The 26109-nt window shown below is 46.3% G+C and carries 10 protein-coding genes and 3 pseudogenes; 4 read left to right on the top strand and 9 right to left on the bottom strand.

Annotated elements, in window-relative coordinates; genetic code table 11:
• The first annotated feature begins 261 nt into the window (after positions 1-261).
• The 3 genes from NQD60_RS04380 to NQD60_RS04370 all read left to right on the top strand — a co-directional run bounded on the left by NQD60_RS04380 (position 262) and on the right by NQD60_RS04370 (position 4918).
• Positions 262-2886 carry a pentapeptide repeat-containing protein gene (locus NQD60_RS04380; protein WP_257099791.1) on the top strand — a complete coding sequence of 875 codons (2625 nt, stop codon included), beginning with the start codon at positions 262-264 and terminating at the stop codon, positions 2884-2886.
• A gap of 220 nt (positions 2887-3106) precedes the next feature.
• The gene (istA, locus tag NQD60_RS04375) at positions 3107-4684 is read left to right on the top strand and encodes an IS21 family transposase (RefSeq protein ID WP_257099790.1); all 1578 of its coding nucleotides are present in this window, start codon (positions 3107-3109) and stop codon (positions 4682-4684) included.
• A 27-nt stretch (positions 4685-4711) separates the two neighbouring features.
• On the top strand, positions 4712-4918 hold the full coding sequence (locus NQD60_RS04370) for an ATP-binding protein (protein ID WP_306438062.1): 207 nt from the start codon (positions 4712-4714) through the stop codon (positions 4916-4918).
• Between the two features lie 101 nt (positions 4919-5019).
• Here NQD60_RS04370 and NQD60_RS04365 read toward each other — a convergent pair.
• The 8 genes and pseudogenes from NQD60_RS04365 to NQD60_RS04335 all read right to left on the bottom strand — a co-directional run.
• Positions 5020-6269, bottom strand: a pseudogene (locus NQD60_RS04365) (ISNCY family transposase); the annotation flags it as partial.
• Between the two features lie 306 nt (positions 6270-6575).
• Entirely contained in the window at positions 6576-6884 is a 309-nt protein-coding gene (locus tag NQD60_RS04360; protein ID WP_257099789.1) for a hypothetical protein, read from the bottom strand.
• Positions 6885-6902: 18 nt separating this feature from the next.
• Positions 6903-6950, bottom strand: a pseudogene (locus NQD60_RS09180) (hypothetical protein); the annotation flags it as partial.
• A 102-nt stretch (positions 6951-7052) separates the two neighbouring features.
• Complete coding sequence (locus NQD60_RS04355) at positions 7053-10922, bottom strand: NACHT domain-containing protein (RefSeq protein ID WP_257099788.1); 3870 nt, start codon at positions 10920-10922, stop codon at positions 7053-7055.
• 199 nt (positions 10923-11121) lie between these two features.
• Positions 11122-13479: a hypothetical protein gene (locus NQD60_RS04350; RefSeq protein ID WP_257099787.1), complete on the bottom strand. Its 2358-nt coding sequence runs from the start codon at positions 13477-13479 to the stop codon at positions 11122-11124.
• 303 nt (positions 13480-13782) lie between these two features.
• Complete coding sequence (locus NQD60_RS04345; RefSeq protein ID WP_257101214.1) at positions 13783-18963, bottom strand: NACHT domain-containing protein; 5181 nt, start codon at positions 18961-18963, stop codon at positions 13783-13785.
• Between the two features lie 129 nt (positions 18964-19092).
• Complete coding sequence (locus NQD60_RS04340) at positions 19093-19509, bottom strand: hypothetical protein (RefSeq protein WP_257101213.1); 417 nt, start codon at positions 19507-19509, stop codon at positions 19093-19095.
• Between the two features lie 413 nt (positions 19510-19922).
• A complete protein-coding gene (locus NQD60_RS04335) occupies positions 19923-24272 on the bottom strand; it encodes an NACHT domain-containing NTPase (protein ID WP_257101212.1) in 4350 nt (1449 codons plus the stop codon).
• A 656-nt stretch (positions 24273-24928) separates the two neighbouring features.
• On the opposite strand from NQD60_RS04335, the pseudogene NQD60_RS04330 reads away from it, so the two are divergent.
• Positions 24929-25081 (top strand): annotated as a pseudogene (locus NQD60_RS04330) (transposase domain-containing protein); the annotation flags it as partial.
• 31 nt (positions 25082-25112) lie between these two features.
• Here the strand turns inward: NQD60_RS04330 and NQD60_RS04325 are convergent.
• Positions 25113-26093 (bottom strand): cyclopropane-fatty-acyl-phospholipid synthase family protein, encoded by a 981-nt coding sequence (locus NQD60_RS04325; RefSeq protein ID WP_257101211.1) that lies wholly within the window; start codon positions 26091-26093, stop codon positions 25113-25115.
• Positions 26094-26109 lie beyond the last annotated feature (16 nt).

The raw sequence follows: 26109 nt of genomic DNA, 5'->3' as shown, positions 1-26109 counted from the left end.
TCGAGTTTGGCAGAGTTTAAAAAGTGCTTCTTCATACTCCTTATCTAACTCGCGGTTTCTTCTTTTATGTTTGCCTTAGTAAATATAAGAAAATGTGACGTATGGGTGTGATGAGGCATTTCTGTATTAAGATCGAGGACATGCTAGGGCTGCTGAGGCACTAGGTAAGCAGGAAAAGCTGTCCAAATAAGCCTAGAACTATATTCAAGTCTATTTAAATTTTGCCTGTTAATATCGCCAAAACTTAACTCAAAGATACCCATGCTAAACCCTATTTCGCTTTCTACTATTTCATCCTATACGGCAGCACAAAAACCTACAGTGCCTACATTACTCTCACTCCCCATCGAAGTTCGAGAAGAAATAGAAAGTCATTTGGACTGGACGGCCAAGAAGGCGTTTTTTGAAGCATTGACTATAGTGACTCGCGACGAAGAACCCTTGGATTCGCCTGCTCTAAAATTACACTTGCTGCAGCAAAGAATTGTGCCGAAATATCAACGGATGCTAGTTAAGTCGGATGCAAGCTTGCAAGCCTTTGCATTGAATCAATTGCAAAGGCTAGGTGAATCAGGACAACTCGATCAAGTGGTAGAGAAACCAGCATTTTTTGAGTTGTTACGCCTTGCTGATAATCCAGAGCTATTTGGATATTTAAGAGAAAAAGTCCAGCAAGAGCCGGAGTTGAAGGCAAATTTACTAAGCTGGGTCGAACGCTCGAAAACAGAAGAAGTACAGCCCATGGCGGCTAATGCACTGACTCTATTAGTGAAAAGTGGCGTCCAGTTTAATAGAGTGAATTTAAATGGAATACGGGTACCAGGTGCGGATTTGAGTGGTGGAGTATTCGATTCAGCGCAATTGCAAGGATCGGATTTGACTGGAGTCAACCTTCGGACGAGTTGGCTGCGCCAGGCGAATTTAAGCGGGGCGCAGATGGGCGGTGTGAAGTTTGGCGAATGGCCTTATCTCCAGGAAGAGAGTGAGATATATTCCTGCGCGTATTCCCCGGATGGGAAAGCGTGTGCGGTGAGCCTCGCAGACGGTACGATCAGCGTCTATGAAACCTCGAGCTGGGAGAAAATCCACACCTTACAAGGGCACATCAGCACTGTCTTGAGCGTGGTGTATTCGCCGGATGGTCAGCAGATTGCCTCGGGTGGAAATGACTATACAGTTCGCTTATGGGATGCGCACAGCGGTGAGGCCGTCCGCACTTTACAAGGGCATACCGCCAGGGTTTTTAGCGTGTCGTACTCGCCGAGCGGCCATCAGATCGCCTCGGGCAGTAATGACAAGACGATTCGTCTGTGGGGCGCGCATAGCGGGGAGACCGTCCATACCTTACAAGGAGGGCATGTCTCCCATGTTATGAGCGTGGTGTATTCGCCAAGCGGTCATCAGATCGCCTCGGGTGGCGGCAATATAATTCGTCTGTGGAACGTGCACAGCGGGGAGATCACCCACACCTTACAAGGGCATACCGGTGATGTTTTTAGCATGGCGTATTCGCCAAACGGTCATCAGATCGCCTCGAGCAGTGCTGACAAGACGGTACGCCTGTGGGACGCGCACAGCGGGGAAACTATCCACACCTTACAAGGGCATACTGATTGTGTTATGAGTGTGGCGTATTCACCAAGTGGTCATCAGGTCGCCTCGGGCAGTTATGACAATACAGTTCGTTTATGGGATGCGCACAGCGGGAAGGCTGTCCACACCTTACAAGGGCATACCGCCTTTGTAAGGTGTGTGGCGTATTCGCCAAACGGTCATCAGATTGCCTCGGGCAGTGCTGACGATACGGTACGTCTGTGGGACGCGCGTAGCGGGGAGGTCGGCCATACCTTACAAAAAGGGCATACCAATAGGGTTAGTAGCGTGGTGTACTCGCCGAGTGGTCATCAGATTGCCTCGAGCAGTTGGGACAAAACGGTTCGTCTGTGGGACACGCACAGTGGGGAGGTTGGCCACACCTTACAAGGGCATACACAATCAGTTAGTAGCGTGGCGTATTCGCCGAGCGGTCATCAGATTGCCTCGAGCAGTTGGGACAAAACGATTCATCTGTGGGACGCACACAGCGGGGAGGCTAGCCATACCTTACAAGGGCATACCGATAGGGTTAGTAGCGTGGTGTACTCGCCGAGTGGTCATCAGATTGCCTCGAGCAGTTGGGACAAAACGGTTCGTCTGTGGGACACGCACAGCGGGAAGGTCGGCCACACCTTACAAGGGCATACCGACAGGGTTAGTAGCGTGGTGTATTCGCCGAGCGGCCATCAGATCGCCTCGAGCAGTGATGACAAGACGGTTCGTCTGTGGGACGCGCACAGCGGGGAGGCCGTCCACACCTTACAAGGGCATACCGACAGGGTTAGTAGCGTGGTGCATTCGCCGAGCGGCCATCAGATCGCCTCGAGCAGTTGGGACAAAACGGTTCGTCTGTGGGACGTGCACAGCGGGGAGGTCGGCCACACCTTACAAGGGCATACCCACTGGGTTAATAGCGTGGTGTATTCGCCGAGCGGTCATCAGATCGCCTCGGGCAGTGATGACAAAACGGTTCGTCTGTGGGACGCGGCCTCGGGTCAGTGTTTAGCGGTAGTTCGAGATTTTCATGGGGGCATTAATAGCCTTGCCTGGAAAGAGATATCTAATAGCAGTTATTTGGTAACCGGCTGTGTCGATAAATCGGTTCGCGTATGGCAGGTCATCGAAGAAGAGGGACGTTATCAAGTACGGCTATTTTGGAGTACATTGCATGATAGATTGATTTTGACAGGCACTGCCATTCAAGGCATAGAAGGCTTAAGCCCGATGAATAAGAAGCTGTTAAAGCAGCGTAAGGCCGTGGGTGAGCCGAGTCCATGCTTTGGTGAATAATACAGAAATGCGTATTTCAGACTATCGTGACCGCCTATTTCAGGATCGTGACCGGTCATTATAGAATTATCGTGACCGCTGATTACAGAATTGTCGTGACCTATTTTGGGTAAAATTTCTGAAATCGGAAAGCTAGAAATGATCGGCGATTTGATAAGTCTGTAGGCAAGCGAAGGTAATTTGAATAACCCGGTATCGTGATGCGCTTTTTAGGTATGCGATGCCAAGTCGACGAATTACCATGCGCAAAGTTAAAGAAGTATTAAGGCTGCGGTATGAATGCCGCTTGTCGCTAGAGGCGATTGCCCGGGCCTTGTCGCTCTCTAAAGGCGTTGTTGCCAAGTACATTAAGCTTGCTAGCCAAGCGGGTTTAGCCTGGGAAGAGGCGCAAGCGCTAGACGAAACAGCGCTGTTATCCAGACTGAAGCCCAAATCTGAGACACCTGTCGTGCGCGCGTCCCAGTTCACGCCGCCGGATTATGCTTGGCTTCATCAAGAACTCAAACGCGAAGGCGTCACACTGCAATTGCTGTGGGAAGAGTATTGCGCGCAATGTCCGGGCCGGCCTTACAGCTATACAAGCTTGTGCGTACATTACCGTGCTTGGGCCAAGACACTCAAGCGCTCGATGCGCCAGATTCATCGAGCGGGTGAGAAGTTATTTGTTGACTATGCTGGCCAGACCATTGCCGTGGCCAACCTGCATAACGTTGAAACCCATCAAGCTCAACTGTTTGTAGCGGTACTAGGCGCTTCTAACTATACATTTGCGATAGCGACTGCTGGCCAGACCTCGGCAGACTGGATCGAGGCGCACACCCAGGCGCTCGCCTATATCGGAGGCAGTCCCGAAGTCATCGTTTGTGACAATGCTCGCGCCTTAATTGCTAACCCTGATCGGTATGAACCTCAGGTGGGGCGTCTGTATGCTGAGTTCGCTGCCCATTACAGCTGCGCAGTACTGCCTGCACGGCCTTATAAGCCACAGGACAAAGGCAAAGTAGAAGTCGGTGTGCAAATTGCTGAACGCTGGATTCTCGCACGCTTGCGTAACCTGCGTTTCTTCAGCTTGTCCGAATTGAACCACGCTATCGCGACTCTGCTGATAGACCTCAACACCCGGCCATTCAAGAAATTGCCTGGCAATCGCATCCAAGCGTTCGAGGCAATCGATCGTCCAGTGCTGCGGCCACTGCCAGCACAACCGTTTGAACTGGCGCGTTGGAAGAAAGCGCGGGTGTCAATTGATTACCACATTGACGTCGATCGTCATTATTACAGCGTGCCCCACCAATTGGTGGGACGTGAGGTCGAGGTCCGCATCACGGCTGGCACCATTGAATGCTTCCATCAGGGCAAGAGGATAGCCTCCCACCCCAACGTAGCAAGTCACCTAATACCCAACGACCATCACACGACCTTGGTCGAACACATGCCCAAATCACACCAAGCTCACCGGCAATGGTCGCCCGGACGATTATTAAATTGGGGCGAATCGATCGGAGAGGCCACACACCAAATCGTGCAACATCTGCTGGAATCTAAGCCTCATCCTGAAATGGGCTATCGCTCCTGTTTAGGCTTGATGCATTTGTTGCGCGCCTTCGGCAAAGAACGCTTGGAAGCGGCGTGTACACGCGCCACCGCCTTAGATGCAATGACCTATAAAAGCGTCTCCAATATCCTGAAATCAGGCCTGGACCGTCTCGAGCCATCCCTACCGGCTACACCCGCCGCCCAAACCGAACTTCGCTTTACCACGCATGACAACGTGCGTGGACCTGGGTACTACCACTAATCTCGTCACTCACCTAAAAGGAAATCTATGTTGAATCAGCACACCCTCAACCAACTTAAGGCTCTCAAGCTCGATGGCATGGCCATCGCATTTAGCGAGCAGTTTGCTCAACGCGCTACCGATGATCTATCGTTTGAAGAACGTTTCGGCATGTTAGTTGACCGCGAATGCTCACACCGTGACAACCGTCGCATCGCACGCTTACTCAGATTGTTAACAACAGAAATCGCATGATTGAGATCTGCAGCGTTCAATTCTCGCTGTTTTTTAAGGCCTTTATCCTTCACTTTGGACTTAACGGGTTGGCCTGCATGGGTCCGCGAGGGGGCGTGTGTATTACGACGGTTATCCCGTTTTGCTTGTACGGTCTGAGCTACTCTCAAGACATGGCTTAAGCGTTTATTTTCCACGATTGAGCTCTGATCAATCTCCGACAAGCGGTCATAAATTGTGTAGGGCACAGAGGTGCCATTGCTCCAGACCTCGATGTGACCGTCCGGGTATTCAACGATTTCGAGATACTTACGGATCAAACAGCGCATCTCGGGATTATCTGGCAACAAATATAAAATTTTATCGTACTGCAAGGTCAGGTTGCAGGAGACTTTGCGGAGCTCTCGCCAGGTAAAAATATGATCCAAATTCTCATCGCTACGAATCCCTCTGTGAGCATTGAAGTCACTACGTGGCGGTTTGGCAAAACGAGCGTTGATATCACAAATAAAATGTGGCGCAAAGGCATTTGCTTCTTGCTGGGTAGAGATGCCGCGTAGCCGTAACTCCTTGACTAAACGGTCCTGTAAGGTCAAATTCATTCGTTCTACACGACCTTTAGCTTGACTGGTATTGGCGCAGATACTTTCGATATTTAATTCGTACATCGCTCGAGCAAATTGGGGGTGTCCTTTACCCGAAGTTGCGTCTTTGGCATTGACTCGAAAAACGCTAGCCTTGTCACTGTAGAACGCTACAGGTTTGCCGTGTTTATCTAAATATTTACGAGTGGCCTCGAAGTATGAGAAAGTAGATTCGGTTGCCGTAAAGTGTAGCGCCATCAATTGGCTGGTCGCATCGTCAACGTACACTAGCAATGTGCATGAGGGCGCACGGTCTTCAAACCAAAAGTGGTCACTGCCATCGATCTGGATCAGTTCGCCCAGACAGGATCGTCGATTTCTAGGCTGGTAAACCTTAGCAGACCGTTGTCGTCTAGGGACCCATAGACCTGCCTCAATCATCAAGCGACGCACCGTTTCCTTGCCCAGCTTAATGTCGTGACATTCGTATAGCTTCTCGCAAGCCAGCGTTGGACCAAAGTCCACGTAGTGCTCACGAATGAGTGCAATCGCACGCCCAGAAATACCCGCTGGAGCTGATGATTGCTCGCTTTGCCACGGTGCCGGGACGGTACTCCAGCCGCCCCGAAGTTGCGATACCGATCAACGATTCGTGTCATCTGCCGAAGGCTCAAACCTAGGTGCTCTGCTGCCTGGTAACGTTTCAAACGACGTTCGATAACTGCTTGTATAACCTTGACCCGCTCAAGTTCGAGCATGCTCATCGTAATCCATCCTGGTTTAGCCATACTACGCCTTAGATCAGCAAAATAAGCCCCTTAGCATAAGGCTAGTGATCTAAAAGTAGGACTTTTGTACTGAGCTAAAATAGGACATTACTATTGGGGGCCTACATCGTATATGTCCATAATTCATATTATGTTAAATTAAGCAGACATTCCTGGCGAAAGAACCTCTCCGGCGATTCTCTCCGCCACGATGGCAACCGTCCCCAAAATTCGACCGCTCCGCTCCGATTGCTACCGACTGGAGCGAGAGGCCGGGCGGGATTCGCACCCGCTGAGAAAACCGTGCCTTTGCACGGCGCATAAAATTTAACGAGCTGTTTGACACAATCGTGCTCCACGTTGTTTTAACAGTTTCTCATCTATCTCACTTAAACCTTCCACATCTCCAATCAATGTCCCTCTCACTGTTAGTAAGCTGTGCGCCGTACTCCAACATAAATACATTTTATATTCTTCCCCCTCTTTGTTAATTTTCCAACGGCGAACAGATTTATCCATACTGCCTGTCACCAAATAATGGTCTCCGAAAATTTCTTTCCAAGCAAGACTTCTGACTGGCCCACAATCTTGAATGAGTATTTGGCACTGATCCGTTTGAGTTTGCCACAATCGCACCGTAGAGTCCAAACTGCCGGAGGCGATCCAAGCACCACTGGGTGAATACCTTGCAATTACCCACAAGTTTGAGCGAGCTCAAAGCCGATCTGGATATCGATGAGTCTTCACATTCCCCTCTAGATAACGCCTGTTGCCAGGCGGAGGGTCGTTGGCACGAGCCATATTTCATTCCTCCTCGCTTGACTCCTCTGATTCGAAGGAGGAATTTTCATTAATAATTGATTCATCATCGCTTTCGAACTCAGAAGGTTGGTTTATGTTGTACTCATCAGTATCTTCATTTGCACCTCGCTGCCGAAGCAGGGCTGCATTTTGAGGGCTTAAATTGTAAGCATTTTTAATCCGTGCATCTGCCGCAATTAACGTATCTTGCCTTGAAGTCCAATTTAACCTGATAGCACCAATTTGGAGTGAGTCATATGGGACCCGCCAAAGACGAATAGCCTTATCTGCTCCTGCTGTGCTTAGTAGGGCCGCTTTCCCATCTTGCATAGACTGCCAGACAATACTATAAACCGGTCCAGAAGAACCTTGTAATCTAGCTGCTATAGCTAGTTGATCGTTGGGATAAACAAACCATATTATTACTGTATTATCGTTACCCCCAGAGAGTAACCACTGGCTATCGGATGAAAACGCTACGCTATTTACTCCTCCCTTATGTCCAATGTATGTGCGTTCTAAAGATCGGCTGCGCAAAGACCAGAGCTTTACCACTTTATCAGAACTACCAGATGCTAACCACCGACCATCGCTCGAAAACGCGACACTCGTCACCTCTCCCTTATGTCCTACATAGGTATATGCTAAAGATCGATCGTCTAAGACATGCCATAGCTTCACCGTCTTATCAATACTTCCAGACGCTAACCATTGACTATCCTTCGAAAATGCAACGCTACTCACTTCACCTTTATGTCCTACATAGATATACGCTAGAGACCGATCATCTGAGGTAAACCATAGTCTTACTGTCTTATCCCAGCTTCCAGATGCTAGCCATTGGCCATCGACCGAAAAGGCGACACTTGTCACTTCTTTTTTATGCCCGATATATGTGTGCACTAAAGATGGATCATCTGAAATACTCCATAGCTTCACCAATTTATCTTTACTTCCAGAGGCCAACCACCTTCCATCAGCAGAAAATACGACACTCTCTACTCCATTTTCATGCCCGATATACGTGTGCACAAGAAATTGCTCGCCTGAAATATTCCACAGCTTCACCGTCTTATCCCAACTTCCAGACGCTAACCACTGCCCATCTCCTGAAAACGCGAGACTCGTCGCCCAATTTCCATGCTCGGCATATGTGTGAATTGGAGACTGAATGCCTAGGATGCTCGATAGCTTTACCGTACCATCATTACTTCCGGAGGCTAACCACTGACTATCAACTGAAAACGTGATACTTGTCACCCAATCCTCATAGGTAGCATATGTGTGCATTAAAGATCGAGCATTTGATATATCCCACAGTTTCGCCGTCTTATCATTACTTCCTGAAGCTAACCATCGGCCATCGCTCGAAAACGCGACACTATTCACTTCACCCCTATGCCCAGCATATGTATGCGCAAAAGATCGATTATCAAAGATGACATTCCACAGCTTCACCGTCTTATCATTACTTCCAGATGCTAACCATTGACTATCCTTCGAAAACGCGACGCTATTCACCCCACCTTCATGTCCGACATATGTATGCACTAGAGATCGATTATTAAAGACATTCCACAGCCTCACGGTTTTATCATTACTTCCAGACGCTAACCATTGACTATCCTTCGAAAACGCGACGCTATTCACCTCACCTTCATGTCCGACATATGTATGCACTAGAGATCGATCATTAAAGACATTCCACAGCTTCACGGTCTTATCGTAACTTCCCGAAGCTAACCACTTGCTATCCTCCGAAAACGCGACACTTATTACCCAATCTTTATGCTCAGAATATGTGTGAACCAAAGATCGATTATTATCCGACACAGACCAAAGCCTTACAGTATTATCCCAACTTCCGGAGACCAGCCAGTTACTATCACCTGAAAATGCTACGCTCGACACCCTATTTCTATGTTCGGCGTACGTATGTACTTTTTGTAAATTTTCAGTCTCATAAAGTTGGATACAATTGCTTTCTGCCACCGCAAACCAACGCCCATCTGGAGAATAACAACAAGCGAGCACACTTCCTTGCATCTCTAAAGTTGGCTTTTCACCCAACTCTAATCCCTTGAGATAGGCCCCATCTAAGTTGACTCCTCGTAACCATGCACCGTATCCATTTACTTTACTTAAATCTGCACCTTGAAATTCCGTATAATCAAATAATCCATAACTTAAATCTGCACCCGGAATCCGAATTCCCTTCAAATCCGCTCCATTAAACTGCACCTCAGCCCTAACTAAAATCGTGATCGCATTCGCAGCCCCTATCTCCACAGGCGCATCAGGCTCTTTAGATGCTTCTATCCAGGCATACAAGTGCGCTTTAAAAGACGAATGCTGTTTCACTCGCTCTACCAAAAAGTCCAGAATCAACGGTTCATCCACCAGCAAATATTGATTCAGCACCGCATCAGCATTAGGAGCAGCACTACTAAACCTCGGCCCACAAATTACTCGCGCCACTAAATAATCTTGAATCGATTTATGGATAAAGCGATAGTGCTGTCCCTGGTGAATCAGGGGCGCATTAAACAGCAATAATCGTTTTTCCGCATCCTTCTTAAAATACGCACGCCAGGCCTCTGGTTCTACTTCATTCCTTTCAGGATCATAAAAGGCCTGGATTACTCCTTTTCGAGTCAAAGCAACCGCCATCTCTCCACTCGCTCTCAAGCCCTTTTCAGCTAAATGCTGACCCAGCTTGGTTTTCGCCTTTTTCTCTTGCTTAGTCAGTTGAATATGCAGCAACCGCTCTTCCGAGCGATTCCACCAACGCGATATAAATTCGTCGTACAACACAATCCGGGTAATAAGTTGCGCCTTGCTTTCAGTCAAATCTGGTAAAAGATCCAGCGCCATGCGTAGTAAAAATGGGCGACGTATCGCTTCTTTTAATGTCGGTAATCGATTCAGTGCTGATTGATACTGCTCCAGATCCCATCTTGTCTGGGTATGCTGAATATACTTTTCAATATAAACATTCATCCAGTCATCTGAAATTGGCGACAGCCAATATTCTTGCAATGCCCGGGTTTGACCCCTTTTCTGAAACTGGCTCTGATACGCCGGTCCAAGATACTCGGGGCGAGAACTGATGATGACTTTTGCATTCGCCCACTGATCGAGCTTATTCTGCGTATAAAATGCCTGGATGCGATCTCTGATTTCATCAAAGCCGTCTAAAATAAAAACCAGCCGTTCTGTTTTAAGTTCCTCAATCGCTTCTGCTGAAAACCCTTGCTCAAGTAAATAGCTCCTGATTAAATCCTGGCAAGACGGAGTATGTTCAGCAAGCGCAATAAAAAGAGGGATAGGAGTATCAGGGGATCGCTTATATTCAGCCCAGAGCATAAGTGTTAGATGTCGATTGAAGATTGTTTTACCGGAACCCGCTTCACCGAGCAGTAAAAGTACTTTTTTCTCAGAAGATAAAAAGCCATGGACTTTATCTATTAAAGGAAAGGCTTCTCGTGCATGCACACTCTCTTGTCCTTGAGGCCCAACATATAAGTCCAGTGCGTCCTTGACTGAATCTACTTCTTCCAGCGTTTTCAGGTATGCGATTTTTAATGCTTCAATATGCTCGCCGAGCTGAGCCAAAGGCTTATAATGCTCGGTCTCTGCATAAGCGTTTAATTTTTCTAATGGAAAGTAGAAACTCGGTTTGACTATATTATTCGAACCAATGATTTGGACGTTATGCGAGCCCCTGCTAGTCTGTACTGTAGTAATCCTTTCTCCTCGGATCCAGGCAGATTTTTTATTTAAGTGATCACTACTTGAGCCATGCCCTGCCCCTCGTTTTTTAGAAGAGGCAGTGTTATCTGGTATGTATTGCTCACCCATTTCTTCGAGCATTTTAGAAGGGCTCTTTTCATTCTGCTGTGCGATAGAATTTAATCTTGGCGATCCTGTTCCGCTGGTAGATATATCCATAGCTTCCTTTATGGAGGATATTTTTTAATTCTCGCTCTGCCTAAAAGAGCAAAAGACATATAAAGATTTCGCTCTAAAAAAGAAAGCGCGCACCCAGACTATGGAGAAAGCCCTTTCGGTTCTATCTTGTATCACTTGAATTTGCTGCAAAAAAAGTTCTCGGAATCTCATCCATAGCGATCCTGTTATTGTCACCATGTATTGAATTACTGTCATTGCCAATTAATAATTGAAACGTAACTTTTCCATTTTTTAAAGCTATCCGCTCTCCAAAATTCAGTGCTTTGGCCTGAATTGCTTCAGTCACAGCGGGTCGCTTTTTGTTTTCTGCTGCCCCGATATCGGCCTCTGTTGGATAGCGATCTCTGAAAATATTACCCGAACCTTTTACTGCATTTTGCCTATCACCAATTACTATATATCCTACACTTCCCTCCTCTTCTCCATGCGTTGTTCGCTCAGAAGTAGGGGTAGCTTCAGCTTCAATGTTGCACTCTTGATCATCAGTAAGATCACCGGTCTTTTTTTCTCCATCTAATGAACGTCCTGTTCCTCGCGGGACGAGTTCTTGTACATGGCTTTGAACCTGCACCAATCCCCTTTGTATAGTTTGGGCTGTGCCTAAAGGTTGTATGAAGTGTGTTTCTACAGTTTGGGCCAGATTTGCATAAGAAGCATTCATCTCTTGCCTAAATGCTCCAATCTGGGGGAGAAGTCCTCTGGCATAAGCACGGTGTAGAGCTGTTTCTTGGATTTCCTTCAGAATGCGGCTGCTCGGCTTCCCTTGCCAAAATGGATGCCAAGCTGCAGGCGCATAATCGAGACGTTCCATCGCTTCAAGCGTCAAAGGCGTCCACAAACAGCCAATGCGATTCAGGGTTTGTGCTGCATACTGCTTCACCACCTTGTGGTTGCCCCATCTTTCTCCGCCTTGTTCTAAGCTCATCAAAAAACGTAGCGCACTATCTTTTATCGATTCATCATTATTCCCACAAGCTATTCGCTCTAATCGATCACACAGGCCTTGCAAGAAATATTTATCCTTTGCATATTCTCCCTGACTTAAAAAACTTTCTATTCCAGTCACCCAGCCTCGCTCTACGAAAAGATCGACATAGCGCAATGCAATATACCAATTAGCACTAGAGGAATTAGAGCCGCACTTTTCCATCAGGGGACGCACGCCCTCCTGGAATCTCTGGAACCCTTCCCAGAATTTATCAGGGTCCCATGTTTGGAATGCCCCTGCAAAGTAAGCGGTGCTGCCTCCAAATTGAGAGAATACCTGTTTAGCTATATCTCCCCATTCTTTATCACTCTTTAGTCCTTTGAGAGCTTGGAGGAGATATTGTGCTTGAAACGCTAAATATGCATCCTGATAGTTTTTCTTATCTTGTAATTCTTTAAGAAGCGAATCTAGCGATGTCTTAAGCGAGTCACTTACCTCACTTATTAAGGCTCCATACATTGTATCAAGCAACAGTGACATTGTTTGAAGTAGCGCAGCTAGCTGTAACTTATTATTTTTTCGGTGCATCAACTTTAAAAGACCTTCTAACTGTCCAAGTAAACTTACGCAGTCAGCAGTTAAATGCTCGTCTTGTGACAAATGCAAGCGATGTGAAATCATAAAAGCCAGGCCTTGCAATGCGGCTAAATTAATAGAACCTTTGAGTCCACGTTCGAGCTGATTCATAATCGTTCTATACACTCCCACTTGGTCCAGTGGACCCAAGGCTACGAGTTCTTGAACAATGTCCAGATTATAGAAATGACTCTTGGCAAAGCTTTGCAGAATTTGATCAGCGACTCCTCTGAGTTCAGATATATCCAGATGATGCTTCGGACCTTCTTGCAAACACCAAACTAAGTGACGGGCCTCTTCAATTTCTTCGAGCTTATTCACTAAAGCATAGGAATGGCTAGGCTGAATAAATCTCTTATCTTGATTAAAAAACGAAGCCGTCGAGGCAAGCGGCACAGGATGCAAAGAAAGTATTTCTAGCTTATGGATAAACTCGTCAGGCAGAGAGACTTGGTTAGGTCGTTCGATTGGAGCCGTATAGCTTTTTTTATTTAAATACGCGCTACTTAACTCACACTCTGCCTCTCGTTTTCTAAATAAAGTTATATTGGGTGCGTATCGCTCAAGGAGTTCTCGTCCTTTTTGCTCTATTCTTTCTGCTTCTGCATTCGCTCCCTGTCTATACAATAATAAGCTGTAGTTTGAATAAATCGGCTCAAGCATTTTTACTGTTCTAAAATCAACACAAGAATTTGCCATCACTGCTTCAAACAAGTCTTGGGCTGCTTCATAGTGTTTTCCCGCTTCAACGACCTGCCCCGCTGTTTTATAGTGATCCGCAGCTTCTTTATGTTGTTGTACTTGCTCAAGCATTTGCTGTGGCGTTTGATGATGTGGTTGTCCCTGTGAAACAGGGTTTGATCTCGAAAACATTCCGTTGATAGGGTTAAACATAGTTTTTCCTATGGTTGATACTTTTTAGACCCCTTTCGGTTTAGCGAAAGGGAGAAGTATTAATATTTCCCCTAAAAGGGATCAATGCTTAGCCTTTTAAGATTTTGAATGGACTGCGCGAAAAATCCGTCTACCCACCGCTAATAAGAAATTTTAATTGTAGGAGGAGCAAACGGTTTCTGCAAAGTATTTTTGAGGATTTTGTTACAAATTTCCTCTCGATTGGGGTGCGCCGGAGAATGTTGAGGAGGTGGTCAAGCCCACTTCAGCCCCCAGAATGAAACGCTCTCCTCCCTGCCACCATTACTGTTCTAAGCGCAGCACTTGACATACTCGGCCAGTCTTATCTCGAACTCGCAGTGCAGCGCTGGTTTGGAAAACGGTCAAATTTATCGAAGAATTTTCTTCCTCGGAGGGCATTTCGTCAGAGCTTTGTGAGGAAAACGCTATGGCACCTTCACCGACTTCAGCCTGCCCTGCACCCCGCTGCCTAAGTAGAACTGCATTTTGAGGACTTAAGTTGCAGGCATTTTCAATCAACGCACCTGTTGCAGTCAGCGTCTCTTGTCTTGAAGTCCAATCTAATGTAATTGTACCAATTTGGCCTGATTCATAAGGGATTCGCCAAAGACGAACAGCTTTGTCAGCTCCCCCTGTGCTTAGTAGGGCAGCATCGCCCTGTGTAGACTGCCATGCAACAGCTAGGACGTCACCAACAAAGCTTTTCAGCACAGCTTGACAATCGTGTGTTCGGACAGACCATAGCCTTACTGTATTATCAGAACTTCCAGAAGCTAACCACTGACCATCGCTTGAGAATGCGACACTATTCACCCTGTATTCATGCCCAATATACGTGTGCGCTAGAGATCGATTACCCAAAACAGACCAGAGCTTAACCGTATTATCAGAACTTCCAGAAGCTAACCACTGGCTATCGCTTGAGAATGCGACACTATTTACATACTCCTCATGCCCGATATACGTGTGCGCTAGAGATCGATCACCCGAAACAAGCCACAGCTTCACTGTCTGGTCATCACTCCCAGAAGCTAACCACTGACCATCGTTTGAAAACGCGACACCATTCACCCCACCCTCATGCCCAGTATATGTATGCGCTAGAGATCGATTGCCAAAGACAGGATAAAGTTTCACTGTTTTATCCTTACTTCCAGAAGCTAACCACTGAGTATTGCTTGAGAACGCTACACTACTCACATATTGCTCATGCTCAGTATACGTGTGCACTAGAGATCGATCGCCCGAAACTAACCACAGCTTCACTGTATTATCCACGCTTCCAGAAGCTAACCACTGGCCATCACTTGAGAAGGCAATACTACTCACACACTGCCCATGCCCGATATATACGTGCGCAAAAGATCGATCACCCGAAACAAGCCACAGCTTCACTGTCTGATCATCACTTCCAGAGGCTAACCACTGGCCATTGCTTGAAAACGCGACACTTCTCACCCAATCCTCATGCCCAGCATACGTATGCGCTAGGGAACGATTGCCAAAAACAGACCACAGCTTCACCGTATTATCAGAACTTCCAGAAGCTAACCACTGGCTATCGCTTGAGAATGCGACACTACTCACCCAATCCTCATGCCCAGCATACGTATGCGCTAGAGAACGATCGCCCGAAACTAACCACAGCTTTACTACCCTATCATTACTTCCAGAAGCTAACCACTGACCATCGCTTGAGAACGCGACACTTCCCACTGAACTCCCATGCCCAGTATACGTGTGCGCTAGAGATTGATTGCCTGAGACTAACCACAGCTTCACCGTCTTATCCCAACTTCCAGAGGCTAACCACTGACCATCGCTTGAGAACAGGACACTACTCACCCCATCTTCATGCCCGACATACGTGTGCGCTAGAGATCGATCACCCGAAACTAACCATAGCTTCACCGTCCAATCCCCACTTCCGGAAGCTAACCACTGGCCATCACTTGAGAATGCGACACTATTCACCCCATACTCATGCCCAATATACGTGTGCGCTAGAGATCGATTGCTCGAAACAAACCAGAGCTTTACTGTCTGATCATCACTTCCAGAAGCTAACCACTGACCATCGCTTGAGAATGCGACACTACTCACCCAATCCTCGTGCCCAGCATACGTGTGCGCTAGAGATCGATTGCCCGACGTATGCCATAACCTCACTGTCTTATCCCTACTTCCAGAAGCTAACCACTGACCATTACTTGAGAACGCTATACTTTTCACCCCGGCCTTATGCTCAGTATACGTATGGACTTTTTGTAAATCATCTGTCTCATAAAGATGAATATCACCGTCCTCTGCAATAGCCAGCCAGCGGCCGTCCGGCGAATAACAACAGGCATTCACTCCATTTTTCATCTTTAAAGTTGGCCTTTCTCCCAACTCCAATCCCCTGAGATCGGCCCCATTTAAGTTGACCCCTCGTAACCAAGCACTATACCAATTCACTTCACTTAAATCAGCACCTTCAAATTGCGTATGGTCAAATAACCCATGACTTAAATCTGCACCCGGAATCCTAATTCCCTTTAAATCCACTCCGTTAAACTGCACCCCCGCTCTGACTAAAATTGTCATTGCATTGGTCGCTGTTTGGCGCACCCCTGCATCGGTTTTTGAACGCTCGATAATCCCTAAGAGCCGTTTTTTAAATATGGCCTCTTGCTGAACACGTTCAGTCAACAATCGCACAACGCCCAGATCGCCGACCCAATGCTTGGGAGCTAGCGATATATCCCGCAGCGTTCGTGGAGGCAGAACCGATTGGTTTCCAAAACTATAGGCTGAAGCGTCGTTAACATAATGATGGCGGGTGTCCGTTGTCATGCACGCATCAAGCGATGCAAAAAGAACCCGTGCCGCAAAATATTCCAGTAGCAATTTATGGATAAAACGGTATTGATTCCGACTTCGACTCAGGGGCCAGGCTTCACGCAATAGTTGTTTCTTGTCATCCAGCTCAAAAAATTTCTTTTTCCAATTTCTTTTGTCTCTCAACGACGAATATTCAACAACCGGGTTCCCCGCATTCTTTACATAAAGATGTACCGCCAAGTCTTCCACAAAGTCAATACCGTGTTCGGCAAAGCCCTCATCGCACATCTCTCTAAAAATATCTCTTTTGTTCTCTGTTAAATCGCGTGCGATTAAGCGCTGTTCGTTGCGTTCGAACCATTGCCTGACGAATTGGTTATACAGATCCATGCGTAACTGGATAGCTGTTCGAGATTTCCCCTCGTTTTCCAGGTACGGCAACACGTCCAGCACCACGCGCAGCAAAAATGGGTTGCTTACCAGTTCTTTTAAATGAGGTTGTTCAAGGGCTTTTTTAAATTGTTGCGCATCCCAGATTGGTCGATTTCGCTCAACATATTTTTCCAGATACTGATTCTGCTCTTCTCCTGAAAACGGCTCGATCACCACCTCTGGAAATAGCCGGGCCTCACCCTGTCGATATTGATCCGGTTGAAACCATTTTCGATAACCCTGACCCTGGCCTAAATATTCGCTGCGACAACTGATGACCATTTGACCCTGCCAGCTACCAGGCTGGTTGATGCCATTGCTCTGATACAGATTCTTGGTTTGCCGAATCTCATCATAGCCGTCCAAAATAAAAATGAACCTTTGCTTTTCTTTCTTTAATCTTTGAATTTGATCTTTTGACAGGCCTCTTTTCTTTAATGCCGTGGAGATCAAATCGTGCACAGGATTGTCAATACTCGCCAGAGAGATAAACAACGGAATCGCATCGTGTTCTTTTTTACCCTTCCATAATTGCTTTTCCAGGACACGGTTGAAGCTGGTTTTTCCTGCTCCGGAGTCCCCCGTCAATAAGATCACTTTCACTTTTTCATCGTTCAGAAAAGTCTGAATTTTGGGTAAGAGATTGAAAGTGTCGGCCTCATGCGAATTCGCTTTGCCGCGGGGTTCAACATAGAGCTGTAGGGTTTCCTCAAACTCCTCATCTTGCCCCAAAGCATCGAAATATTGCTCCTTTATAGCAGATCGGGGATTAGCATTGAGCACCCTCAGTTGTTGCTGGTGTTGCTGCACGGTGAAGAAAAGTTGGCTGTGCAGCGCCGTCCGTATACTATCGAAGATGCCGTCTAATTGCCTGGCAAATTCAAGCCTGCCAAGCATTGGCATGGTATTTAACCGCGCAATAAAATCACCGTACCCCTGCCAAAATTTATCCAAAAATGTTCTGGCCTCATTGCTGTCCCTTAATAAGCGTTCGATCAGCTTAAACAGTACCCAGTGCCGACTTTGGTTTGGAGATAATGCTTGCCCCTCAAACCTGGGAATATCTTCCATGCGAACTGTCGTCGATGCAATAAAATTCTGTAAGCATTGCACCGAACCATTTGGGGTTAATGAAACGGGGATAATACCGTGTTGATCTTTGAGTTCTTCTACCCGGACTTTGAGTTCTTCTGCCCGGATTTGCAAAAAAGCCATTTCCGTCAACACATGATGGAACCCGGCTTTATATTCGGCCTCCTGCGAAAACTTTCTCACCACCTCACGGATTGCCGAAGCGCCCGATTGGCCGCCGTCTTTGCCATAGGCTTCTCGATCTTCAAGATACCCTTTTCGAAGTGCTTGATAAAACTTTTCATAGTGCAACCATTGCAGATAGTTTCCTAATACCTCGGAACAGCACACGACGACCTTATTAACCGGTTTCACCTCTTTTTCTACCTGAGCAGGCAACAGACAGAGCTGACTGGTTAAAATATCCTCCAGCTTGCCGTCCTCTTTCAGATCTTCGGAGGAGCCCGAGTACGGTTGCCCCAGTGGCGTTTGATCGGAATGCAGGGTGACCTGGATCTTAGATAAATGATTGATTAAATATTTAGAGGTACTAGCTTCGGCCTTTCCATGAACGGGATTGTCATGGGCATACACCAGAAAAATACTAGGTTTATTGGATACCTTTAATGATCCCAGCGTAAACAGCGCCCTTTCAAACAGATAATCCACCAGCTCACCTTTTTCCCGGACAGACATTGAAGCGGGTATGGACGTCTGAGCCAAAATCGGTGCATTGTGCTCGACAGGGGCAATGGGATCAGCCTCGGTCAGTTCATGGCCCCAGTCTTTCGCTTTTTTATAACTCGCTCGCGCTTTGTCCAATTCCCCCAAACCCTTCAGAACTTCTGCGCGCTCAAAATAAATATCAGCAATATGCTGCCGCAGTGCCTCATCTTCTTCTGTCTGAGGTGTTTGAGCCTGGCTCAAGGCGCTTTTTACCTCCGATAACGCAATAACAAGTTTGCGTGTATCCGATATACGTTTAAAAGTTACTTTTGCCTGGTCATATAAGACTAACGCCACATCGAGTTGCTGCGCTGTCTTTTGTTGGCGGGCTTGATCCAGACAAATTTTCGCTGCCAGAATCTGCGCCTGGTGGCTCGTTAGAGTTTTAGAAACAGAATTACCCCACATCATTATTCCTTTTTCTAAGCTATTCTTTCTAGCCTGGCAGTAGGCTGTTCAATCCTTTGGAGTTACATTACCGTACAACGATTTTGCTGTTGTCGCGCCTCTTCGGCGCAGCGTTGCGCGTCAGCCTCACTTTTAAATGGCCCCTGATACAGGCTGTTCAAACAGAAAATCCGCCTGCGCGCTTTTTGCCTGGGTATACACAATTGGCAGCCGCTCCTGCGACATTGAAGCAGGGCTGACACTATTAGATAAAATGGTATTCCAAGCTCCCTGCGCAGATCGGAGTCCGGGTATGGCCGCATCATTGCTGTTGGTGGGAAGCGATAGATTTTGGGAGAGGAAAATATGACTTTGCTCCCCAAGATTAGCCACTGCAGCTTGTTCTTGACGCTCATTTGATGGAAGTTCTTTTAAGAAAGCCAAGAACTCTTTAGATATTGCATCGAAGTTTTCTTTTGCTTGCGGATTACCGGGATTTTCTTCATGTTCAATTTTGGCCCTCTCTATCGCATCTATATACGATTTTTTGGCTCCGCCTAGATTTCCCATTGCTTTGTGCGCGTGCGCCTGGCCTAACAGATGCTGCGAAGAGATGGCTAGATGCAGCGAGGATGGGACTGGCGGTGGCAAACGCACTCCGGCGATAAAATTAACCAATTTCTTCTCCTACTTATTCTGGGATTCTTTTATTTTGAAAGGCCATCACTCAGTGTAATGGCTACTGCGCAACCGCCATCCTCGTGAAAAATTTTTCTGAATTGTAGGTGAAAAGATCTAATTTTGGCAAAAAATTTCTGATTTTTTCTGCATCGCCGGCCCCCAGATTTCGTTGGGCCGTTGACATTTATTCACGCAAAATACGCGTGACCTACTGGCGGAACAACACAGTTCGTTTAAAACTGACACGGTAACCAACTGAGATCATCGCGTTTACCTGGCGAGTAAAACCCCCAGCATTGAAGTCATTTGGCTTCTGCCTGAACGGTCTTAAAAGCCTCTGTGATCACTTTATTCTGTTTAGCTGTCAACTGAATTGGTTGCCCAAGGCCCGCCGCCGTATAAAAGTAAAGTTGGTTGTCTTGAATATAGAGGGGCGCAATATGTTTACAGCTATGTGGGGAAAAAACATTGAAATAGACGGATCTGAATTTATCCTCATCAGATGTCAAGCGCGCAAGCGACTGATAAAGCTCTTCTGTATGCGAGTCTAGGACTTCAGCAGCGGCAGATCTAGCGTCTTCTTTTCCATCCTGTAGCACCGTGAGTAAAGTATCGATCGTGCTGGCAGAGAGTTCTTTCCGTTGCCTTAATATTCTGACGACTATGTATCTCGCATCTCTATCTTCATCATTTAAGATTGCGATCAAGACCTGGTTGATAAATTCAGGCAAAGTTTCCTGCTGACCTAGTGCCTCAATAGCTACCCTCCTTATTTTACGCTCTTCATCTTGTAATGCTGTTTCCAACAAAACCTGAAGAATTTTAGGATCTAGCTTTTTATGTAGGAACAATATATCGGCAACGGCATACCTAACATGCGCCCTGTTATCCTTTAGCGCTGTGATTAAGGCATCAATTGTAAAATCGGACAGTTCTCTCTGTTGACCTAAGGTTCTGGCGGCTTTAGCTGTAGATTCGATGTTTATGTCTCCATTCCTTAGCGTTTCGATCAAAGCCTCAATATCAGCTTCCGGTAGTTTTTCTTGTAAATCAACTCTAGCCCCGAAACCGTCGGCTGTGCTCATCTGGTAACGCCAGCCCAATGATATTGGCCCACTAACCATCATAATAGGGCCTTCATCTTCATCGACCCTGCTATACCTATCATCGACTTCTAATTGGTACAGCAAAGATTGCTCAATTGGCTCGGGCAAATTGTCTTGTTGATATAAAATATCCGTAACCGCTTGCCTGCACAAACTCCCAAGTTTATTTTGTAATTTTAGTATCTTACCTAAGGCTTCGATAATGGCAGCAGGTAGTTTTTCAGATCCTGTTAGTGCCATAACAACTAGTTGTATGACAGTCGGGTCTTCTTGTTGACCATCTTCTAATTCCATGCCCAAGAACTCGATAGCACCATCAGATAAAACTGAACGTTCTCCTAAGGTTTTAATAATATTCAACTTGTACCTAGACTTATCCGGATGATCAAGCAACAGATGTTCCGGAAAAGTCCTCTGGCTACCTAAGCGACTGTAATAGTTCGGCCCATTTTCCATCTCGAAATTCAGCCACTGCATTAACTCATCTTCCAATTGAGCAAGAAGGGGCGTTGCCGTCAATTGAGATCGTGCTTCGTTTAAACACCCCATGATCACCTGCTGATGACGCATCCCGATCAGATCTCGTGGTGATTGGTCCAATACATTAAAAAAATGCTCCAATGCCGTGTCTTTAAGCAATCCGGCCACCATCCACCATACGATCTCATACCGCGGATTGTATTTATGCGTTGCGATAAATGCTTCTAGCTCATTCCGGCTCGGTATGGCGCTCAAACCCTTTTGTACAACATGAGAAAAGGCGGATGCGCTTTCCACTTTTGCATAGGCTTGTAGATGCTCTACTAGGAACTTTGCCGCAAAGAACTCCTGAAACGTTAGATGCAGGAAATGATAATGGCGCTCAGACTCAGGCCGCTCAACATCCGCTGTATGTAAATACGAGGTCTTTTTCAGATTCGTGGTGAAATGGAGGGGTAATTTTTCCCCTGTTTGAGGTCTTGCATTCAGCTCTTTTCTACGTTGACTTAGCTCTTCCCGGCTGAATTCAATTTTCTCTGTCTCTAATCCCTTAAACGCTAGATAGCTTAGATAATGGATTTCGGCCGTCATTAATTCTTCCAGATCCGACTCTGACAAATCTTCAATGACATCAATCCCTAATAACTGATCTTTCTCTTTTTTCTCTAAACGCACGCTGTCTTTGCGCCATAATTTATCCACCATCGCCTCATACAGCATCGACATTGTCACTTCTCGATTTTGGGGGAGTCGATCCCAGCTATAACACAGTGCATCCAGTTGAATCGGAATATTCACCAGCCCCTGAATCAACGGCATACGATGGATAAACTGCTGAATCTCTGTCTGGTTCGAGGCAGGCGTAAATTTTTGAATATAGGCTTGGACATTGTCTGGGCTAAACCCAATGGTTTCCAACTCTAAATCCGGATTATTGCACTGAGATGCGTTGATCCCTGCAGGACGCGAAGTGATTAAAACATGAGACTGATTCAGGAGATTCGTTAAAAAATGATTTAAAGGATGACGCTGATCGAACATTTCAGTGACTTCATCCAGGCCGTCCAGGATGAATAAAGTCTTATCTTGATGTTCACGAAAGAGTTTTCCTAATGCTTTCGCACTACCATGATTTGAAAAATAACGATTGCACAGTAAATTTTCCAGATGTTGGAATGAGGCCGTCTTGAGTTGCCGTAGCGGCACCCACAATATGTTGTCAAAAAGATCCTGCCATAAGCCGTTACGATAATATTCATCCACCAGCTTTTTGCACAGGGTTGTTTTGCCTATCCCAGCCCGTCCCTGGATCAGAATCCGCCTGGGTACATTCTCTGAACCATCACGGAGTTTTTGCTTTTCAAATAGCTGATCTAAGGGGATCAATTTATTCTGATTCGTCGCCTCAAGACGCTCACTGCTCGGTAGGCGTTCAAAAATCTTTGCTTGCTTTTTCAGCTCTTCCTTGTCTTTTTCACGCTGGGCCTGACTTTCGACGATTGCCAGATTAATATAACAGTCGTCAAGCGAAACCGTCTGACCCGATATCCGCTGAATCGAGAGATTCGAGCGTTGATAATGCTGATACAGCGCTCCGCGCAGATCTGAGAGATTGGGTGGACGCAGTTTTCCTACTATATTTTTGTGTTGCTGCAGGACCTGGAGAAGCTGGCTGCGCAGTTCTCTGTCTATGTCGTCGAAGATACTGTCTACTAGTTTGATAAACTCAAGCTTGCCAGGCATTGATGGCTCTTTGCTTAACCGTGAAATACATTCGTTGTATCCCTGCCAAAACTTGTTCAGAAACGTTTGGGCTTCATCGCTGTTCACTAACACCCGCTCGATCAGCTTAAACAATACCCCGTGCCGACTTTGATTCGGATACACTTCCCCGGCTTTGGTTTGCGCATCCAATCTGGGCATATCTTCCATCCGAACCGTCGTCGCTGGAATAAAATGCGCCAAGCACTGCTCATAGCTATTTGGCGTTAACGAAACAGGGATAATGCCGTGCTGATCTTGCCAGTGCTCTGCCCGGATTTGCAAAAAAGCAATTTCTGTCAATACATGATGGAACCCTGCTTTATATTTTTGCTCTTGTGAAAACTTCTTGACCACCTCACGAATGGCCGAACTGCCCTGTTGTTCACAGTCTTTGAGGTAGGCTGCTCGAAGTTCCTGATAAAAATCTTCATAGTGCGACCATTCTAGGTAGCGTCCTAATACCTCCGAACAACACACCACGACCTTATTGACCGGTTTCACATCGTTTCTTAAGCGAGCGGGTAATAAACAAAGCTGATTGGTTAAGATGTCTTCTAACTTGCCATCCTCTTTCAATTCTTCCGTGGAGCTTGAATACGTTTGCCCCATCGGGGTTTGATCCGAATATAGGTTGACGCCTCGTATGTTAGATAACTTCTCGATTAAATATTTAGACGTATAGGCCTCAGCCTGTCCGTACTTTGGATCTGGATTGTCGTGGGCGTACACCAGAAACAGGCTGGGTTTATTCGCTATTTCTAAGGAGCCCAACGTTGATAGCGCCTTTTCAAACAGATACTCCACCAGCCCGCTTTTTTCCTCAGTAGGCGTGACCGTCTGAACTAAAACTAATTCACTCAGTGAGGAGCACTTCTCAAAAAAATCAGGCTTGATCGCATTAGATAAAGCGAGAGAGGCATCCAGCGCTCTTTGTGCCGATAGCGGTCTCTGTGTGGCTGCATTATTCCGGTTGATCGAATGCAATGGATTTGGAATAGGAGAAGTAGGACTGTGTTCCCCAACGTTAGCCGCTGCAGCGGGCTCTTGAAGGCCACTTAGAAAAGTGAAAAACTCGTTGCGTATCGCATCAAAAGCTTTTTTTGCTTGCAGATCAGCAGGCTTTTTTTCATGTTCAGTTTTAGCCTTGTTTACCGCCTCTGCGTACGATTTTTTGGCTTCTTCTAGATTTCCCATGGCTTGATGCGCTCGCGCCAGGCCTAACAAATGCTGTGAAGATATAGCTAGATGCTGAGAGGATATGGCTGTCGATGACGAACGCACTCCGGTGCTGAAACTAAACAATTTTTTCTCCTACCCATTTGGGGACTATTTAGAAGGCTATGAACTGCGCTGAAATACGCAACAGCACCATCCTAGTAAACACATTAACTGAATTGTAGAGGTAAAAGTCTAATTTTAGTAAAGAAGTTTTGATATTTTGGATCGGCGGGAGTATTTGAACAGAAATTTACGGCTTCACCTTTGCTGGTCAACGGACAGGTAGTGGATTACAACCTCTGCTTTGGATCGCATCGGCCCGGCCATTAACCGCCGTCTCTAACCCCATCTGCGTAGCATGGGCCGCCAGAGATAGTGTGTTTTAGCCGGTTCAATCAGAGCCGAAAGGCCATTCACGAAAATAAAAGAGATATAGATCTTTCATATAAAAATTCTCAAAATACGACAAAAACACTTAAATTATTTTAAAAAATCCTAAATTCTCTTATGTTAAATCGCTAAAACATTTTATCTAAATTTGTAAGACAAGCGAAGCGCGTTAGGGTGAATATGATCACTGATGATCGTTTTTCACCGAAGTGCGGGCAAGCGGTGCGTAAGTGTGGATAACGGTTTTTTGTTATCCACACGGTCGCGTAGCGATATGCACGGCTTGTCCATACTTCGTGTGGCTACCGATAGTAAGAATGAGGCTGGGCAGGAATTTATTGGACTCATGCTACAACATGATGTTGACCTGCCGAGCATGTCAAGTTGAGCCTTACTCATATTTATGTCATGTCCTCACTGAATTACCTAAACGTCAGCCTGAGGATGATATCTCCGATTTGCTCCCATTTAATTTCCACAAAAGCGCTGTTGACGCGTCGTAAACCTTAGGTCTCCGCGATTCTACCCATTCTGTCAATGTGGGATTAATTTAGCGTTTACTTTTGAGCGGTTTTTGTGCCAGCACAGTGGGCATGATCCGAGCACGATCATCGATAAATGTAATGTCGGTAAAACCAGCCTCTTCAAGTTGTGCTTTGGTTTGTGCGTCCGAAATGCACTCCACTTTGCTTGGATTAGGCGTAAACTTAACAGGGCTTGGAGTAATAGCGATTTTTGGTCAATTGCTGCCAAATTCCATGGTGATTCCGTAGCCGATGTTGGAGGCGGAGTCACGAAACTAGTGATCAGACTTCCGCCTGGTTTCAGTGCATTGAAAAACGCTCGATATAATGCAATCACACGAGTATCGTCAGGTTCGTAGATGTTGAGGCCGTTGCTTGCCAAAATATCTACTTCTTGGTTTAGGCTTAAGTCCCAGGCGTCCTCGCGACGAAGCGACACATAGCTAGCCAGTCCGCGCTTTTCAGCCTCTGCCTGCGCACCATCTAATGCCTGTTGATCTAGATCGACTCCAATGAGATTAATCTTCGGATTTGGCCCATAGTCCAACAGCAATGGCTCACCCATCATGCCACAAGGTACAGATGCCAATGTAAGTCCTGGTTTGAGTCGCGCCTGTAATTGTTGACGGAAGATTCCAAAACGCTCCCGGGTCGCAAGAATTGCAGGGGACTTTTCTAATATCTGATACTCAAGATCGGACATCTGGTGAGTCGATGCCTGACCAGGAATGTGAGTCACTATTTTATGTGTCCAGTATGCATTTAAGCCTTGATTTTTAAGCATGAAGATACCTAAATCGAAGGAAGCTAAATCCTTTAATAAGCGAATCTGCTGCTCCACCGTAAAGCCAGGCATATCGCCCATTTCACGTAACCTTGCTGCAACAGATTTCAGAAAATCTTTACTGAGGTCTGGCGTATCGGCACTGTGAGAAATCAGGTTTTTTCGAACATATTCTTTGGTAACATGACTAATAGAATTCAGGTCCATACTTTCTCTTTGTTTC

It is taken from the genome of Mycoavidus sp. SF9855, assembly GCF_024582735.1.
Lineage (GTDB): Bacteria > Pseudomonadota > Gammaproteobacteria > Burkholderiales > Burkholderiaceae > Mycoavidus.
Note: the sequence above shows the minus strand (reverse complement) of the source record. Positions and strands in the feature narration are given on the sequence as shown.